Annotated in this window: 15 protein-coding genes; 10 read left to right on the top strand and 5 right to left on the bottom strand. The window is 32.9% G+C overall.

Features of this window, described 5'->3' with window-relative positions; translation table 11 throughout:
• Positions 1–5 precede the first annotated feature (5 nt).
• Positions 6–4493 (bottom strand): translocation/assembly module TamB domain-containing protein, encoded by a 4488-nt coding sequence (locus AC1RRQ_RS21010; RefSeq protein WP_493024925.1) that lies wholly within the window; start codon positions 4491–4493, stop codon positions 6–8.
• 204 nt (positions 4494–4697) lie between these two features.
• On the opposite strand from AC1RRQ_RS21010, the gene tsaD reads away from it, so the two are divergent.
• From tsaD to AC1RRQ_RS20970, 8 genes are all read left to right on the top strand, one after another.
• Complete coding sequence (gene tsaD / locus AC1RRQ_RS21005; RefSeq protein WP_493024924.1) at positions 4698–5720, top strand: tRNA (adenosine(37)-N6)-threonylcarbamoyltransferase complex transferase subunit TsaD; 1023 nt, start codon at positions 4698–4700, stop codon at positions 5718–5720.
• 2 nt (positions 5721–5722) lie between these two features.
• A complete protein-coding gene (locus AC1RRQ_RS21000) occupies positions 5723–6430 on the top strand; it encodes a 16S rRNA (uracil(1498)-N(3))-methyltransferase (RefSeq protein ID WP_493024923.1) in 708 nt (235 codons plus the stop codon).
• Positions 6431–6494: 64 nt separating this feature from the next.
• Positions 6495–7133 (top strand): DUF4159 domain-containing protein, encoded by a 639-nt coding sequence (locus AC1RRQ_RS20995; RefSeq protein ID WP_493024922.1) that lies wholly within the window; start codon positions 6495–6497, stop codon positions 7131–7133.
• A gap of 11 nt (positions 7134–7144) precedes the next feature.
• Entirely contained in the window at positions 7145–7642 is a 498-nt protein-coding gene (locus tag AC1RRQ_RS20990; protein ID WP_493024921.1) for a TrmH family RNA methyltransferase, read from the top strand.
• A gap of 308 nt (positions 7643–7950) precedes the next feature.
• Positions 7951–8904: a zinc metalloprotease gene (locus AC1RRQ_RS20985; RefSeq protein WP_493024920.1), complete on the top strand. Its 954-nt coding sequence runs from the start codon at positions 7951–7953 to the stop codon at positions 8902–8904.
• A 123-nt stretch (positions 8905–9027) separates the two neighbouring features.
• Positions 9028–10119: an AI-2E family transporter gene (locus tag AC1RRQ_RS20980; RefSeq protein WP_493024919.1), complete on the top strand. Its 1092-nt coding sequence runs from the start codon at positions 9028–9030 to the stop codon at positions 10117–10119.
• A gap of 2 nt (positions 10120–10121) precedes the next feature.
• A complete protein-coding gene (locus AC1RRQ_RS20975; protein ID WP_493024918.1) occupies positions 10122–11303 on the top strand; it encodes a THUMP-like domain-containing protein in 1182 nt (393 codons plus the stop codon).
• Positions 11304–11305: 2 nt separating this feature from the next.
• Positions 11306–11872 (top strand): hypothetical protein, encoded by a 567-nt coding sequence (locus AC1RRQ_RS20970; RefSeq protein WP_493024917.1) that lies wholly within the window; start codon positions 11306–11308, stop codon positions 11870–11872.
• Position 11873: 1 nt separating this feature from the next.
• Here the strand turns inward: AC1RRQ_RS20970 and AC1RRQ_RS20965 are convergent, their stop codons facing one another.
• Positions 11874–12539 carry a M15 family metallopeptidase gene (locus AC1RRQ_RS20965; protein ID WP_493024916.1) on the bottom strand — a complete coding sequence of 222 codons (666 nt, stop codon included), beginning with the start codon at positions 12537–12539 and terminating at the stop codon, positions 11874–11876.
• Between the two features lie 58 nt (positions 12540–12597).
• A complete protein-coding gene (locus AC1RRQ_RS20960) occupies positions 12598–13701 on the bottom strand; it encodes a fatty acid desaturase family protein (RefSeq protein WP_493024915.1) in 1104 nt (367 codons plus the stop codon).
• Positions 13702–14101: 400 nt separating this feature from the next.
• On the opposite strand from AC1RRQ_RS20960, the gene AC1RRQ_RS20955 reads away from it, so the two are divergent.
• Entirely contained in the window at positions 14102–15877 is a 1776-nt protein-coding gene (locus tag AC1RRQ_RS20955) for a glycoside hydrolase family 9 protein (RefSeq protein ID WP_493024914.1), read from the top strand.
• Between the two features lie 16 nt (positions 15878–15893).
• Positions 15894–16685 carry a ThuA domain-containing protein gene (locus tag AC1RRQ_RS20950; protein ID WP_493024913.1) on the top strand — a complete coding sequence of 264 codons (792 nt, stop codon included), beginning with the start codon at positions 15894–15896 and terminating at the stop codon, positions 16683–16685.
• A 4-nt stretch (positions 16686–16689) separates the two neighbouring features.
• Here the strand turns inward: AC1RRQ_RS20950 and AC1RRQ_RS20945 are convergent, their stop codons facing one another.
• The gene (locus AC1RRQ_RS20945; protein WP_493024912.1) at positions 16690–17511 is read right to left on the bottom strand and encodes a phospholipase A; all 822 of its coding nucleotides are present in this window, start codon (positions 17509–17511) and stop codon (positions 16690–16692) included.
• 110 nt (positions 17512–17621) lie between these two features.
• The coding region (locus AC1RRQ_RS20940; RefSeq protein WP_493024911.1) for a hypothetical protein at positions 17622–17932 on the bottom strand (311 nt) is incomplete at its 5' end.

Genomic DNA, 17932 nt, shown 5'->3' with positions numbered 1-17932 from the left:
ATTTATCAAAAATCGTCGTTATCCGGAATCAGGCCTTCATTATTGTTTTGAGGCTTCGGTTTTTTCTCTTCTTGTTTTTCAGGTTTCTTCTTCTCTTTATCAGTCTCTTTTTTAGATTTGAAATTGACAAAATCCGGATTTAAATTAGAATCCTGGTAATCATCAGAATTTTTTATCGCTCTTTCGAGTTTATGGTTCTTAAACAACTTATTTACCAGTTCGCTGAAAGTATCAAAATCGACTTCATAAGAAATACCCACACCTTGAGTATAACCAATTCCTTGTCCTATATAATTAATGTCATTTTCTTTATTAAACAATCGAAGGTTCATCGATCCGTCGTCGTTCATACGATACAGAATTTCAATATCACCCACAATGGCCGATTCATTTACTCCTCCTACCGGAACTCCTACTTTTCCGTTTATGGTAATTCTTTCATTAATCTGCGATGAAATATTGGCCACGAATTGTCCATCGGCTTCCTGCCCTATTCTTCTATCTGCAGAAATATAATTTAAGTCGATATTTACTTTATCATTATCAGACTTAATAATGCCGCCTAATAAACTAGAAGCTGTTTCGGTTAATGTTCCTGATAAATCACCCTGACTGAACCCGTCTGTACTCATGAACGAACCAGTAGACAATAAATAAAGTGCTTGTGTCTGGCGAATATCTTTATCGTCTAACTTATATTGTATCTCTGATTTTAAAACATTGCTTACAGATGGAAACTGAATATCAAAATTGGGTTCCGGGCTTGTTAAATCTCCTCTTAAACCAATAACAACTTCTACAGGTACTTTTTTATTGAATGAAGAAGTGTTATCTAATAATACAGCCGGATTTGCTGATGTTTTATAAACAGCTTCCAGATTCAATTGAGCTTTCATCGGGTTTCCTTCCCAAATAATAGATCCTCCTTTTTTAACCGAGAATTTTTTATCAATTAAACCTCCGTACTTAAAGTTATAGGTTCCCTCGTATGCCTGGAAATCTCCCCACATATTAAATTTACCAAGCGTATTGATTTTAAACAATAACGATCCATATCCTTTTCCTTTCATACCATGACCGGAATTCCTATCTAAGATAACTTCAACCTCTGCATCTGGCGTAATATCAAAATCAAATTCTAACTCAAGACCGTTATAATTTCTCGTTTTTTCTATAATACCATTGGCCAGATTGTATTTTTCTTTTGGTGTTACAAAATGAATCCAGCTGCTTTCGCCGACACTTTGTACGTTATTAATTGGAATTTTAACTTCAGTTCCTTTTTCAGATTTGGCATCAACTTTTATAAATAAATTTTCGGTTGGCCCTTTTATACTTGCCGTTCCGTTTATAAATGCTGTTCCAAAATAAGCTGCATCTTCGCTGTCTTTTGTATCCAGCGCCAGTAATCGTTTAGAAGTTATGGTTAAATCCAGTTTCCAATCTCCAAAATTATGATGTTCGATTGTTCCGTTCAGTAAACCTTTTGTTTTAAACTTAGTATCAGTCAGCTGATTATTTCTAAACAAGAACTTTTCATCGGTTAAATCGATTACCGTTCTGTCGCTTAATTCATAATCTGTATTCAGATACGGAATTGTCATTCCGGCTTTTTCTACATACAATCGACCGTTTATTTCCGGTTTTTTCAAATTACCTACCACAGCAGCATTTCCGGAAACAGAACCTCTAACATTCGATAAAACATCGCCGCCAACGGTTCCTAACGTTGCCAGATTAAATCCATCTAGCTTTAAACGTAAATCTAAGATTGTCTCTTTGTTTTCGATCGCAAAAGTTCCTTCTGCCTTAAACGATTCGGCAAAACCATTTACAATCGACGAATTCATTGTGAATTTTCTAAAGCTTTCATCTCCCGAAATATCAAAATTTAAAGTTCCGAGATCGACTTTATTCAAGTTAAGATGATCGATAACAATAGTCGCCGTGGGCTGATAAACATCTTTATTCTGTTTATAATTTATCTTTCCGTTTAAATTACCATTAAAGACAAACTTGGATGTCAGCGGTGTAATTTTATTTATATCTACATCTTCAAAATTGAGGACTAGATCTTTATAATCTTTACCCTTAATGACTCCGTTTAAATCAATTTTTTGATTTTCATGCGATAAAACAATGTTATCAATCGAAAAGTTTTTAAAGAACTGATCGAAAACAATCTGATTGTCTTTTGAGGCATCTTCATTCAAATACCATAGATAATCCTTAAATTTCATTTCGGATTTCTTTATACCAACGATATTGTTTTTGTTTTTATCAATAGTATGAAACAAATCGAGATTGAAATAATCCTGCCCTTTATCGCCTCCTTTAAACTCTGAACGTACAAACAAAGTATCTTTTGAAGTTACATTGATTAAGTTAAAATCGCGGATTTTATAATACGGCGTTTTAATACTGTCTAATTCGACAAAGGCATTATAAAGCGGATTTTTATTATCAACGCTGATTCGGATATTATCAAATGTATTTTTGGCTGCGCTGATTTGCTTCGATCTGAATCCGAATTTAAATTCCTGCAAGTCAGAATCTATTTTTCCGCGGACAACTGTACTCGAATCAATTTTCATTTCCGGATACAGCATTTCGACTACCTTATTATATACATGAAAATTGAAACGCAAAAACTGTCCTTTTTTAACTTTATAAGGTTTGTAATTGGTATACAAACTTCCAACAGAATTCATAACCAATTTATCTAATTGTCCAAATTGGAATTTCCCCACAATTTTCCCTTCAACAATATCAGATGAATTAATGGTTATCGTTCGAAGTTTATCCGCATCAAAATTGGAACTTATCGTAACATCGTCAAAAACATATGTTTCTTTTGGATTTTGATAAGCGGCATCTTTAATAAAAATTTCTCCCTGAAGATTTTCGATAGAATTTCCGGTAACCTGAACAACAGCGTCTCCTTTAAAATGAGAGATTGAATCGTTGATAAATTTCAGTTTTCGTAAATCTGAATTTTCAATATTGATATGAAAATCGTAACGGCTTTCTCTTTTGCTCAAATCGACCAAACCATCAAATGTCAAATTTAAATTTGGATCGTTTACAGAAATCTGTCCTTTATAATAAGGAAGCTTAAAATTACCATTCACCACAATATTGCTGTAACTGTATTTATTATAGTCCAGTTTGGCAATATCACCTTTTATAATGGTATTTAAATATTTCTCGGTAAAACCAACTCCGTCTACATCTAAATTTAAGGTGGTTTTTCCAAGGTCTTTTCGGCCGAGTAAAGCACCAATATTAAAATTATCCAACACAATATTTCCTGAATAAGAAGCCTTATCGATAAAATCCATACTATTCATATGAAGATCGACTTTTCCGTTTCCTAAATCAGTTGCTATTTTAAAATTGGTTTCTAATTCTGTAACCGAGACTTTTGCTTTTCCTATAATATTAAACTTTCCAATTCTTTTTAGTTCCTTTGGAAGTTTTTTACCTAAAACGCCTGGAAGTATAACAACCAGATTATCGTAGCTGGAAAGCAGTTTATCAAACTTTCCGTCCATAGAAAACTTTTGTTCTTTTGAACCTACAAGATTTTTAAAATTGATTGTTCCAAAAATTTTCGAACCGTTTGCATCACTTAGCCTCAGATGGTTTAAGTTCAAATTATTTAAAGTTCCTTTTATTTTCGTTCTAACTTTAAAATGCTGGTTTTTCCCCAATCCGTCATAAAAAAAGCGAATATCATTTGAAGCGATAGAAGACGAATCTAAGGCTACATTAAACTGAACTTTATCTGTAAAATCTAAGAAATCTTCTATTTTATAATTTAAAATCGCTTTTCCATAAATCCAGGATCTCTTGGTTTTTATGGCCAAATTTTCGACTTTAATCTGTTTTTTGGTATAACTGAATTTCCCGGCAAAGTTCGAAACATACAAACCACGATGATCTAAAAATGAAAATCGATGGATTATGGTATTTACATCCGGTCCGTACAATTTAAAATCGCTGATGTAAGCATTCAGCTTTTTAAAATCTAAAAATACAGGCGTATTTTTATTTTCATCTACAACCGAAAAATTTCCGTTAGAGATGTAAGCGTTTCGTGCTGTTAGAAGAAAATGTTTATCTGATTTTGGTGTTTTCTTTCCGGTTTCAAACAATTTAATAAACTTATTAATATTGTTTTCGTTTTCGTTTTTATAGGTTTTAAGATTAAAAATCAAACCCGTTAAACGAATATCGCCAAAAATTAAATCGCCGTCTATTAATCTTTTGATACTTAAAATATCGGTATTTATAATATCAGAATAGATTAAAGTCTTTTTGTGATGGTCTAAAATCAGGACTTTTTTAAGTTTTACGCCGCCAAAAATATTTATAGCCGCTTTATCAATACTAATATTGGTTTTAAAGTCCGTATTTAGCGTTTCGGTAATGTACTTTGCAATTTTTGTTTGTACTACAGGAAGAGACAAGGTGATAGCAAGTATCAGCAAAAGTAAAATTAAGCCAATCAGGGTTCTGGATACTATTTTCTTAACTCTTTTGATAACTGCTTTTATTTTTGTTTTTGTATAAATTTATTTTGAACAGACAAAGGACGGCTGTTTTGATAAAAATTCTTTAATTTTGGCTTTTACTTCAATCAAAGAAATTCATTATTTGATTTGTCAAATATAATTCAAAATTCGTGCCTTTATATGCAAAATTCAGAGGTTTTTATTCTTGCCATCGAAAGTTCATGCGATGATACTGCCGCCGCGGTTTTACATAACGACAAAGTACTCTCAAATGTTGTGGCCAACCAGTTAATTCACAATCAATACGGCGGTGTTGTTCCAGAATTAGCTTCAAGAGCCCATCAGCAAAACATCGTTCCCGTAATCGATGCAGCACTTCGTAAAGCAAATGTACAAAAAGAACAATTAACTGCCATTGCCTTTACACAAGGTCCTGGCTTAATGGGATCTCTATTGGTTGGAAGTTCTTTCAGTAAATCGTTATCCTTAGCATTAAATATTCCGTTAATAGCTGTAAACCACATGCATGCGCATATTTTAGCGCATTTTATTGATGAAGAGGGATTTGACAAACCCGAATTTCCTTTTTTGGCTTTAACCATTAGCGGCGGACATACACAAATTGTAAAAGTAAACGGTTTTTTTGATATGGAAATCATTGGTGAAACTACTGATGATGCCGTTGGAGAAGCTTTTGATAAGAGTGCAAAAATTCTTGGACTTCCTTATCCAGGCGGTCCTTTGATCGATAAATATGCAAAAGAAGGAAATCCGAAGGCTTTTACGTTTACAAAACCAAAAGTTCCGGGATTGGATTTTAGTTTCTCCGGATTAAAAACCGCAATTCTATATTTTATTCAGAAGAATAAACAAGAGAATCCAAATTTTATCGAAGAAAACCTAAACGATATTTGTGCTTCTATTCAATATACGATTATCGAAATTTTAATGGATAAACTGAAACTGGCTGTAAAAGAAACCGGAATTAAACAAATCGCTATTGGCGGAGGAGTTTCGGCAAATTCAGGAATTAGAACCCGATTGAAAGAAAGTGAAGGCAAATACGGCTGGAAAACTTTTGTTCCGAAGTTTGAATACACGACAGATAATGCTGCAATGATTGGAATTGTCGGCTATCAAAAATATTTATCAAAACGTTTCGAAACTTCGGCAGTTGTTTCAAAAGCACGAATTCAATTTTAATTATGCAGTTATTTTACAATCCTGATATAGACGAAACAACCGAAAGTTTTTCTTTTGATAAAGAAGAAAGCAAACACATTATAAAAGTTCTTCGCAAAAAAGATTCAGATATTCTGCATGTTACAAATGGTTTAGGTTTATTATTTGAAACCGAAATTACATTAGCATCTGATACTAAATGTATTGTAAGTGTTCGATCTATACAAAAATCTCCGGAGCCAAAATTTCGTCTGCATTTAGCAGTAGCGCCAACCAAAATGAATGATCGTTTTGAATGGTTTCTGGAAAAAGCAACAGAAATTGGCATTCAGGAAATTACGCCTATTATATGTGATCGTTCTGAAAGAAAAGTGATTAATTTAGACCGTTTTGAAAAAATCATTCTTTCGGCAATGAAGCAATCTAATGAAACTTATTTCCCAAAACTGAATGATGCTGTTTCGTTTAAAGATTTCATGAAACAAAAAAACGAAGGCTTGCTTTTTATAGCACATTGCGAGGAAACAGATAAAAAATCCTTGAAAGAAACTTTAAAACCAAACGAAAACGTAACTTTATTAATTGGCCCCGAAGGAGATTTCTCAGAAAAAGAAATTGCATTGGCTATCGAAAATAAATATCAGCCGGTTACGTTAGGAAATACACGTTTGCGTACAGAAACTGCAGCAGTTGTAGCTTGTCACAGCGTTGTTTTTTTTAATGAAGTTTAATATAATCTGAGCGCTTTGTCATTGCGAGGAACGAAGCAATCACAGACCAATAATTAAAAGTTACATGAAAAAAATATTTTACTTGCTTTTGCTTTTTTCAATCTCTTCATTTTCGCAAGAAATTGCTTTGCTAAAATATAGCGGCGGAGGCGATTGGTATGCAAATCCAACATCGCTGCCTAATTTAATTCGTTTTTGTAATTCGACTATCAATACCCGAATAAAAGCAAAACCATCGACAGTTGAACCAAGTAATCCAGACTTGCTTTCGTATCCTTTTGTGCACATGACGGGACACGGAAATGTGGTTTTTAGCGATTCTGATGTTGCGAATCTTAGAAATTATCTAAACGGAGGCGGTTTTCTTCATATTGATGATAATTACGGAATGGATCAATACATTCGAAAAGAAATTAAAAAAATATTCCCGAATAATAATTTAGTTGAAATTCCGGCGAGTCACCCTATTTTTCAAAAACCATTTCCTTTCCCAAACGGATTACCTAAAATTCATGAACATGACGGAACTCGTCCGCAGGCTTTTGGAATTTTCGTAGATAGCAAATTAGTTTTATTATATACTTACGAATGCGACTTAGGCGACGGCTGGGAAGATCCAGAAGTACATAATGATCCTGCAAATGTTCGTGACAAAGCTTTAAAAATGGGCGCGAATATCATCAACTATATTTTTACCAACTAAATTTTAAAAAAGTGCAGCTTACTCACGAAGAAAACCAATTTGAGAGAAAAACATTTCCGATCACTTTAGTTTGCGATCATATTTATTTTCAGCAGAATATTGGTTCACTTTTTAGAATTTCTGAGGCTTTTGGCGTAGAAAATATTATATTTTTAGGTAAAGATATTCCGCTTACGCCAAGAAAAATCAACAAAACTTCTCGCAGTACACATCTTCACGTAGCACATCAAATCATCGAGGAGACGGCTGAATTAACTGAATACCTTCAAAACAATAACTTCGAAATCATTGCATTAGAAATTGCAAGTAACAGCAAAACGCTGAAAGAAGTTGTTATTCCTTCAAATAAAAAAATAGCACTTTTGATTGGAAGTGAGATTAACGGAATCTCTGACGAACTTTTAAAAATATCCAATCAAATTGTTCACATCAATATGTTTGGCAAAAATTCAAGCATGAATGTTGTACAAGCTGCAAGTATTGCTTTGTATGAGCTTACTTCTTTCTGATTTTTTTGTTAAAATTTACCAAACAATTAACTAAAACTTGAACCGATTTCTGAGCCTTTTTTTAACAGAAACATTTAAAACTTCGATAAAAAGCAAATAATAACGTTAAAACACGTTTAAAAAACAATAAGTAAGAAAAAACATCTTAAAAATAATTTTAACATTTTTGTAAGAACTAGACTATATAAGGGATTGTAAAATTCTCACAAATAAATTCATATAAAAATTTGGCTACAAAATGATTTTGTTATAAAATTGCGACCTGGTTAACCAAAACTAATTTTTTATAACAAAAACCCCAAGATTTTATGAAAAAAGTTATTATTACCGCAATTACAGCATTAGTGCTGTTTTCATGTCAAAATGAGTCATCTGAATCTGCAAACGCAGAAGCAGCAGTGGCAAGCCGTCGTGCTTGTGCAACACAGGATGTTTTAGAAGCCCAATTAAAAGCCGATCCATCATTGGCTCTTAGAATGAATGAAATTGAGGCAATTACAAATGAAAAAATCCTGAGTGGCCGTTTAGTAAACGGTAAAATCGAGATTCCTGTTGTAGTAAACGTTCTGTATAGAACGACTGCAGAAAACATCTCGGCTGCACAAATTCAAACTCAAATTGATGTATTAAACAAAGATTTTAATGCTTTGAACAGTGACTACAACAGTGTTCCTGCATTATTTTCTGGTGTAAAAGCGAATATTGGAATTACATTCGTTTTAGACCAAATTATTAGAAAATCAACAACAAAAACCTCATGGGGTACAAACGACGCCATGAAAAAAACAGCTCAAGGAGGTATTGCACCTACTTCGCCAACAACAAAACTTAATATGTGGTCTTGTACTATTGGTGGCGGAATTTTAGGATATGCACAATTTCCTGGAGGAGCATCGTCTACAGATGGTGTTGTAATTGATCCAAAATACTTTGGTTTATCTGGAGCTGCAAATGCACCATTTAACTTAGGTAGAACTGCAACTCACGAAGTGGGTCACTGGATGAACTTACGCCACATTTGGGGAGATGCAACTTGTGGAAGCGATTTAGTTGCTGACACTCCAACTCACAACGATGCAAATTATGGAGTTCCTGCTTATCCTCACTATAGTACTTGTTCTGGTACTCCTGTAGAGATGACAATGAACTACATGGATTATGTTGATGACAATGCAATGTACATGTTCTCAACAGGTCAGAAAAATAGAATTTCGGCAATCTTTGCAAGCGGTGGAGCAAGAAATTCTTTTGCACAACCTTAATAAAAAAATCCAATTAAAGGCGAGATGAAATCATCTCGCTTTTTTTTTGCTAATTATTTTAGAACGACCCAAACATTAGAATTATAAAAGCTTTTTCCTATATTTATAATCTAAAATTTAAATATGGTAACTTCAAAAACTATTTCTAACGGAATCTTACGAGCATTAGCAACAATCTTAGTAATTGGTATCGTTTTATACTTTTTATATGAAATACAAACCGTAATTGTTTACCTGTGTATCTCTTTACTATTGTGCTTAATCTCCAACCCGTTGGTTTTATTTTTAAAACAAAAATTAAAATTCAGCAATTCGTTTGCAGCAACCACCACAATAGTAGTTTTTGTTTTAATGCTTACTGGTTTTATCTTTTTGTTTGTTCCTTTAATAATATCTCAGGCAAATAATTTATCACTGCTTGATACGAATCAGCTGCAGGCACAATTTATAGAAACAGAACGCAGTATTGAAACTTATTTTAACATTCAGCATGTTGATTTAAACAAAATGCTGAAAGATTCTAAAGTTACTTCAATGCTGGATTTCAGCTATTTTACGGGCTTTATAAATTCGATTTTGAACTTTATGGCCAATATGGGAATGGGGTTAGTTTCGGTGTTTTTTATTACTTTTTTCTTTATTAAAGATCAGGATAATTTTAAATCTACAGCCAGAAAAATTCTTCCGGATACAAACGAAGACAAAATTTTAAATTCAATCACAAAAATAAACCATTTACTGACTCGATATTTTATTGGGCTTTTACTTCAATTAACAGTTGTTTTTATTCTTTATCTTATTGTTTTAGTCATTTTCGGAAATAAAAATGCTTTTGTAATCGCCTTTTTATGTGCCGTTTTAAATATTATCCCATACATAGGGCCCATTATTGGAACTATTTTAGCGGCTCTTTTAACTATGATTAGTTTAATTGGACAAGATTTTAGATCCGAAATTCTTCCAACAACGATCTATGTTGTTATTGGTTTTTTATTAGTTCAGGCAATTGATAATAATATCAGCCAGCCTATAATTTCATCAAAAAGTGTAAATTCGCATCCGCTGGAAATATTTCTTATCACTTTAATAAGTGGTATTACTTTTGGAATTGTGGGTATGATTATCGCTGTCCCGCTTTTCACCATGATAAAAGTAATTTTAAAAGAATTTTTTCCTGATAATAAAATCATATCTGTTTTAACCGAAAGAATTTAGCATTGAACACTTCTATTTTGCGCCAGGATATTCAAGAATTTATTACGCTGAATAGCAGTGAATCAATTACTAAACTGGCACTTCAAAAAAATCCATTTCCTGATGTCGACTGGATTTTAATTTTAAATCAAATTGAAGCCAAAGCAAAGGCTAAAGACAAATTACCAACCTGGTTTTCGACCGAAAATATTATTTATCCAAGTAAAATTTCGGTTGAGCAGACTTCTTCTGAAAAAACGGCAGCTTACAAAGCTTCTTTAATAGAAGGAGAAAACTTAATTGATCTTACTGGAGGTTTTGGTGTTGATGATTATTATTTTGCTAAAAACTTCAAGTCTGTTACGCATTGCGAAATAAACGAAGCACTTTCGGCAATTGTAAAACACAACTTTAAACAATTACAAGTCGAAAACTGCAGTTTTTATGCTGCTGATTCTGCAAATGTTTTAAATGATGTAAATCTTAAATGGGATTGGATTTATATTGATCCTTCCAGAAGAAACGATGCAAAAGGAAAGGTTTTTATGCTGAAGGACTGTCTTCCTAATGTACCGGAATCGCTGGATCTTTATTTCGAAAAAACGAATTCCATTTTAATTAAAACGGCTCCTTTACTGGATATTTCGGCAGGTTTATCTGAATTGAAATACGTAAAAAACATACATATTATAGCGCTCGAAAATGAAGTTAAAGAATTGCTTTTTGAAATTCATAAAAACTATTCTGGTTCAATAACTTTAAAAACAGCCAATATCCTAAAGGATAAAATTGAGACGTTTGAATTTATTCTAGGCGATGAAACTGAATTTCCATCGTATCATCTTCCTCAAAAATATCTTTACGAACCCAATTCTGCCATCATGAAATCAGGCGGATTTGATGAAGTAAGTTCCTTTTTTAAAGTAAACAAACTGCATAAACACTCCCATTTATATACTTCAGAAGATTTAATAGATTTTCCAGGCAGAAGCTTTGAGATCGAAAAAGTAATTTCATACAACAAAAATGAGATGAAAACAGCACTTTTAAATCAGCAGGCAAATGTTACAACCCGTAATTTTCCTGAAACAGTAGAAAATATTCGAAAAAAGTGGAAAATAAAAAATGGAGGAAATAAATATTGTTTTTTTACAACTGATAAAAATGATAATAAAATAGTCTTAATTTGCAGAAAAATAAACTAAAAATGAAACAACTAATTACACTAACTCTTTTTTTATTAACCTTTACCGCATTTGCCCAAAAACCCTGCGAATACAGCGCCAACGTAACTGACTCTATTGGAACTTATAAAGTAACAAATGAGTATTTAATTAACGAGAAAAACTTTGGCGGCACCTTTAGTTATATTTTCTTTTCGCTTGCGCAGACAGATGGTTTGCCAACCTTAAACTTACAGCTGATTCAAAAAAGTAAAGATTTTATTAAGGCAAATTGTTTTGATAAAAATTCAAAAGTATTTCTTCAGCTTGAAAATGGTAAAATTGTTACTTTAATTCATATTGACAGCGAAAGATGCGGTACTTTAATTCGAGATGATAAAGGTTTTGATAATCGTGTAAACACAGGAATTTTTATGTTTATGAAAGATAATTACGAAGAGCTTAAAAAATCTCCCGTATCTATTATGCGAATTAAATACTTAACCAATATTGAAGATTATATCGTTAAAAACGAATTGGTTTCTGAATTGAACGGAAAAACTTTTCAGCCCAGCAATTATTTAATGCAGAATATTAGGTGTGTTGAATAATTTAATTACAATTCCATTTCTGATTAGAAACATTATCTTTTAAACCCGCTTTTAAGTTATAATGCCACCATTCAGAATCAAATGAATTGAAACCGTTTTGTATCATTATTTTTTTTAAGAATTTTCGGTTTGCTAAAACTTCTTTAGAAAACTTAGTATAATTGTGACCGGCTTCCGGACCAAAAAAGTCAAAAGCAGTTCCCATTTCAACTTCTTTTCCGTTAACATCAACTAACGAAATATCTACGGCTCCTCCTCTATTATGGATGGAGCCTTTTTTTGGATCTGCCACATATTTTGGATTCGATACTATCTCCCACATCTTTTGCTGAATCGACAAAGGTCTGTAACAATCATAAAGCTTGATTTTAAATCCTTTTTTTATAAAATCATGATTTGCCGCAATTAAAGCCTTAACAGTTTTGTATCGCAGAAAACATTCGGCACAATCATAAACTTTAGCTTTTAAGAAATTATCATCTGTTGCATACTTCATATCATACACAAAATCTTTGCTGTAATCTTTTAGGTTTACAAATACGGTATCTTCAATTTTATTTTCTACAGGTTCTGCATAAGATTCATTTTGGGCAAAAGCCGAAAAAATACCCGAAAAAAATCCAAGAAATACAAGTGCCTTAAAATATAGATTGCTGTTTTTTTTCATTCGGAAGAGTTTATTTGTAAACAGTAAATATAAATAAAAACAACCGAAGTAATACTTTTTAGATTTCACCAGTCACAAAAATATTCTCTTTGACACCTTTATTTTTCAACATTCTAAAATGCGAACGCACGGCATGATAAAAAGGATACGAAGTATATGGAAGATCATATTCTTCAGCATAACGCATTATAATAGGCGTAATGTAAGGATAATAGGTATGTCCAACTCCCGGAAAAAGATGATGCGCGACATGATGTGTAAAACCTCCATATAAAAAATTAGCCAGTTTGCTATTGGTGCTAAAATCTTTTGTTACAATCATTTGATGCATAGCCCAGGTAGCCGACAAATTTCCTTCTTCATCAGTTCCGGGAAAATGAGCATCTTCATCGACATGTGTCGAAACAAGGGCTATTACACCCAAAACACTTCCAAATAAATGCATAGCAAACCAAGCTCCCAAAACTAAATACCAAGGTTGTTTTAAAAGAAACATCGGAATAAAAAGTAAATAAAACAGATTGATAATTTTTGCCGCAAACAATATAAAAATCTGTTTAGTCGGAATTTTTTCTACGACTTTTTTTACGTAGTTATTTCTTGTTCCAAAAAAATCTTTAAAATCGCGGATATAAATCCAATTTAAACTGTAAAGCGGATAAATTAACCACATATAAATATGCTGGTATTTATGATACTCAAACAAAGGACTATTTGGAAAAATACGAATAATGTCGCTTTGTTTTATATCAATATCCCAATCAGGAACATTAGGATAAGCGTGATGAAGATTAATGTGGCGGCGCATCCAGAGCCAATGATTGCTGCCAAAGAGCTCTAAAACATACAAGAACCATTCGTTATGTTTTGCTTTTTTAAATAAGGCCCCATGCGCGGCGTCATGAAATGCATTTATAAAAAGTACAATCATGGTAAAACCACATAAAATATAAAAGAGAAATAATAATGGGGTGCTGTTTCCAAACAATAAGATACAGCCATAAAACAAAAAAAACAGAACCAAAAGACCTAAAGATTTTACAACATTTAAAAGGTACAATGATGAGTTTTGCAAAACAGTTTCGTTCACTTCTGTGCGTAACTTTTTAAAAAAATCATCAGTACCCGCTTTAAGATAAACCGGGCGTTTTAATTTTTCCATAAGAGATATTGCTAGAAATTCTTACAACAAATTTAATAAAAATTATTAAAACCCTAAGAAACAATTTCTTACAATTAAAAAGACATTTTAAGTTTTAATCTCCTTTAAATACAAAATCCTAATTCTAAACTTCTCTCAAAAAGATAATCCTTTAAATCATCGCTGTTTTTGCTAATATTTTAAGTTATCGTAGTTTGTTTAATTATAAAAAGCACATCAAATACACATCAGCTTCTTCTCTTTTTACAGCTAAAAAAGCTAATTCCTGCTGGTAATACAGAGTTTAAAAGCTCATCAAACATCTATTTTTCAAAGAGAAATAAAGAAACAAGAAAATTTTACTTTTTCGTAATTTGCCAGTTAGAAAAAATTATAATCAATTCAATAGAAAAATTAAACTATGCTAAAATTCTGTACACAATCAGTCTGTTTCATAATCACATTATTTCTTTCTTTTGCTTCTTATAGTAAACCCATTATTTATGTAAATCAAATTGGCTTTGATACAAAAAGTCCCAAAATTGCAGTAATTGGAGTTGAACATAATTTAGAGTCAAAAACATCTTTTAATATTGTTGAAATTGCCTCTGGTAAAATAGTATTTACAGAAGCTGTTGGAAAATCGCAAAGTGTCGACGAATGGAAACTTGGACAATTATTCTATAGAGCTGATTTTTCTTCCTTTCAAAAAAATGGAAATTTTAAAATTACTGTAAGCATCGACGGCGTAACATACAGTTCACCCAATTTTGCGATTGAAGAAAATATATTAGCCAAACGTACTATTTCTTCAATTGTTCATTATTACAACAAACAAAGAGCAAATACTCCCGAAGAACTTAATGCGGATAAAAACATGCTCTTATTTAGCAGTACAAAAAGAGTAGATGTACATGGCGGATGGTGTGATGCTTCTGGTGATGTCAGCAAGTATCTTTCGCATTTAGCCTATGCAAATTTTGTATCACCACAACAGACACCTTTAGTTACCTGGTCGCTTATTAATACATCTGAAACACTTTCAAAACAACTAAATGAATGGAAAATAAAAGATTCATTAGACAATGAGGCACTCTGGGGAGCAGATTATTTAATGCGTTGTCTTTCTGATGAAGATTATTTCTATATGATTGTTTTTAGTTATTTTGATAAAGATCCTGCTGCAAGAAGAATTGTAGGTCTTAAAGCCAACAGTGTCACTACAGACGAATATCAAGCTGCTTTTAGAGAAGGAGCCGGAATGGCAATCGCTTCTCTTGCCCGAATTTCGAAATGGAATAAAAACGGAGATTTTACATCAAAACAATATCTTGACGGAGCTAAAAGAGCTTATGCACATCTTTTACTTAATAATACAAAATATGATGATGACGGAAAAGAAAACATTATAGACGATTATTGCGCCCTAATGGCAGCAACTGAATTATGGATTGCCACTGATAGTACTTTCTATAAAGAGGAAGCCAGAAAATGGGCTCACAATCTTGAAAACCGAATAACAGACAACGGCTGGTTTAGAAGTAATGACGGAAATCGTCCTTTTTGGCACGCCGCCGATGCAGGTTTACCTGTTGTTGCCCTAACAAGATATTTGAAAAAGGAAACCGATAACAACGAAAAAAACAAAGCTGTAAGCGTGATAAAAAAAGCATTAGATTACAATATTACTATAACCAATAATGTTGAAAATCCGTTTGGTTATGCCCGACAAAGCTTTTTGTATAATAACAAAGTAAAAGACGGTTTTTTTATTCCGCATGACAACGAAACCGGCTGGTGGTGGCAGGGCGAAAATGCAAGATTGGCATCGCTGGCCACTGCAGCTATCGAAGGCGGAAAAATTATATATCCACAAAAAAATGACACTGCAAAAAAATCTCTTAATTTGTATGCAGAACAGCAACTATCCTGGATATTAGGATGTAATCCTTACTCCATATGCTTTATGTACCAATTTGGACAAAATAACGTGCCTTACATGCATTCTAATTATGGACATGGCTCCGAGAAGGGTGGTATTTCAAATGGAATTACTGGTAAAGAAGGAAATGGAGACGGATCTGGTATAGATTTTAAAATGGATATAGAGGGAAATGACGAATGGCGCTGGACAGAACAGTGGATTCCGCATTCAGCATGGTTTTTACAAGCAATTACGGCAATGGCAGCAAAATAAAAAATCAATTGATATAATGAAAAAATTACAAATACTAATCTGCTTATTAATAGCGTACAGCTTCTCTCAAGGAAGTTGTATTGCGCAAACATCAAAAAAATCAAAATTCAAAGCCTTAGTCCTATACGAAAATGGCGGACATCATTTACCTTTTACAACTGTAGCTAAGCCTTGGCTAAATAAATTAGCAATTGACAGCTGTTTTACGATTGATTATATTGAAAATACAAAAACAATAAACGAAACTCTTTTAAAGCAATACCAGGTTTTTATTCAGCTGGATTATCCTCCTTATACCTGGAGCGAAGAATCTATGAAAGCCTTCCAAAAATATATCAATGAAGGCAAAGGAAGCTGGGTAGGACTGCATCATGCAACTTTATTAGGCGAGTTCGACGGTTATCCAATGTGGCAATGGTTTTCTGATTTTATGGGAGGAATACAATTTGAAAATTATATTCCCACTTTTGCAAAAGCTCAGGTAAACGTTGAAGATAAATCTCATCCTGTAATGAAAGGAGTTCCTTCTAGCTTTTTTGTAGAAAAAGAAGAATGGTATACTTACAATAAAAGCCCACGCCAAAATGTTCGTGTATTAGCTTCTGTAGATGAGTCTACTTATACTCCCGATTCAAAAATAAAAATGGGTGATCATCCTGTTATTTGGACAAATGAACATTTTAAAGCTCGAAACATTTATATATTTATGGGACATGCACCTGAATTATTCGAAAACGAAGCTTACACAACACTTCTTAGAAATTCGATTTTTTGGGCTGCTGGTAAAAAGCAAAAAAATAAATCCTAAAAATTTAAAAAATCCCCATATTTTCAGGTTTGATTGTAAACCCCAATCGCACCATACTTTTATGCTCCTGATAATCAATTAGACTTTCCGTATACCCCACAAACCATTGAAGCGTGAGATAGTAGTTTTCATTTTTATAAGGTTTCCAATTAACCTGAGTTTGTAAAGATCCGTAATTAATAAGTCCGCTTCCTTTTCTAAAAAGGACATCAGCACTCCATCTTCCAGGCTTAATTTGATAAGTTGCGCTCGCTTCTCCATAACCCACATATTTAGTAAGTCCGGGATTATCTTCCTTATCCACAATCGGAATCCATCCTCTCAATCCAATAGTCCATCTGGGAGAAACCTGAGATTTTAACGAAAAAGCAATCATATTCCAAGTTCTGGAATAAATAGAATCCCTGCCGTTTGATTCATGTTCAAGCGAGATTGTCCCATACGTAAGCCTTCCTCCTTTTAAATAAAACGGACGAACAACAGCAATACCTGGATTAAAATTAATTTCAGAAAATGGTTTTGAACTTGCATAAATATCCCAAAAAGCCTTTTGTGTATACATTAAGTATGGAAAAAATCCACCAAGCCAAGGTTTTGATGTTAATCTGAGTTTAAAACTTATTTGGTATTTTACATCAGCAGTGTTTCGGGTAATATCTGTATTTATTGGTACGCCAGTTAAAAAATAATTATCTCGGTGAACAGAAAAACTATGTTCCTTAAGCAGTGAATCTGCGGCTCGAAAATTCTTTTTTTCCTCTACAATCTGCGAATTTGATGTAATTGAAAACAAAATGAAACAAGTCAGTAGGTATTTTATGTGCATTTATTAGGCAGTAAATTAAAGGTTATTTTTTATCAAAATAAATTTACGCCATTCTAATGAATCATATTAACTCAAAAAAAATAAGAATAACCCAATAAATACAAGAATTTTTAGTCCATAATTTTTGAAATAAAAGACTTCTGCTTTAATATTTCTGAAATCACCAGAATAATTATGGCGTTTCCCGCCGCGGCGGGCCGGGCTGTCCGCTTAATCTTTTGTTTTTTAAAGAAAAAAACAAAAGGTCCCATCCCTAACGCATCCGGATCAAAAGAACTTTTTAATCCTCTGATTGTAAGCATTAATTTCTCAAAACAGTTATAAAACAAAAAATCCTCATCAAATAAATGATGAGGATTCTTAAAAGAAAGGCGACGACATACTCTCCCACAATACTGCAGTACCATCTGCGCAGGCGGGC

Source organism: Flavobacterium sp. GW821-FHT12A05 (genome assembly GCF_058807735.1).
This window is presented reverse-complemented; position numbering and strand designations above follow the sequence as displayed.

Bases quoted from the DNA above. Each gene is read 5' to 3' on its own strand.
- AC1RRQ_RS20985 (WP_493024920.1), top strand. From the start codon at position 7,951: ATGAAAAAAGTTATTATTACCGCAATTACAGCATTAGTGCTGTTTTCA.
- AC1RRQ_RS20995 (WP_493024922.1), top strand. From the start codon at position 6,495: ATGAAAAAAATATTTTACTTGCTTTTGCTTTTTTCAATCTCTTCATTT.
- AC1RRQ_RS20965 (WP_493024916.1), bottom strand. From the start codon at position 12,539: ATGAAAAAAAACAGCAATCTATATTTTAAGGCACTTGTATTTCTTGGA.
- AC1RRQ_RS20980 (WP_493024919.1), top strand. From the start codon at position 9,028: ATGGTAACTTCAAAAACTATTTCTAACGGAATCTTACGAGCATTAGCA.
- tsaD (WP_493024924.1), top strand. From the start codon at position 4,698: ATGCAAAATTCAGAGGTTTTTATTCTTGCCATCGAAAGTTCATGCGAT.
- AC1RRQ_RS20955 (WP_493024914.1), top strand. From the start codon at position 14,102: ATGCTAAAATTCTGTACACAATCAGTCTGTTTCATAATCACATTATTT.
- AC1RRQ_RS20945 (WP_493024912.1), bottom strand. From the start codon at position 17,511: ATGCACATAAAATACCTACTGACTTGTTTCATTTTGTTTTCAATTACA.
- AC1RRQ_RS20960 (WP_493024915.1), bottom strand. From the start codon at position 13,701: ATGGAAAAATTAAAACGCCCGGTTTATCTTAAAGCGGGTACTGATGAT.
- AC1RRQ_RS20950 (WP_493024913.1), top strand. From the start codon at position 15,894: ATGAAAAAATTACAAATACTAATCTGCTTATTAATAGCGTACAGCTTC.
- AC1RRQ_RS21000 (WP_493024923.1), top strand. From the start codon at position 5,723: ATGCAGTTATTTTACAATCCTGATATAGACGAAACAACCGAAAGTTTT.
- AC1RRQ_RS20970 (WP_493024917.1), top strand. From the start codon at position 11,306: ATGAAACAACTAATTACACTAACTCTTTTTTTATTAACCTTTACCGCA.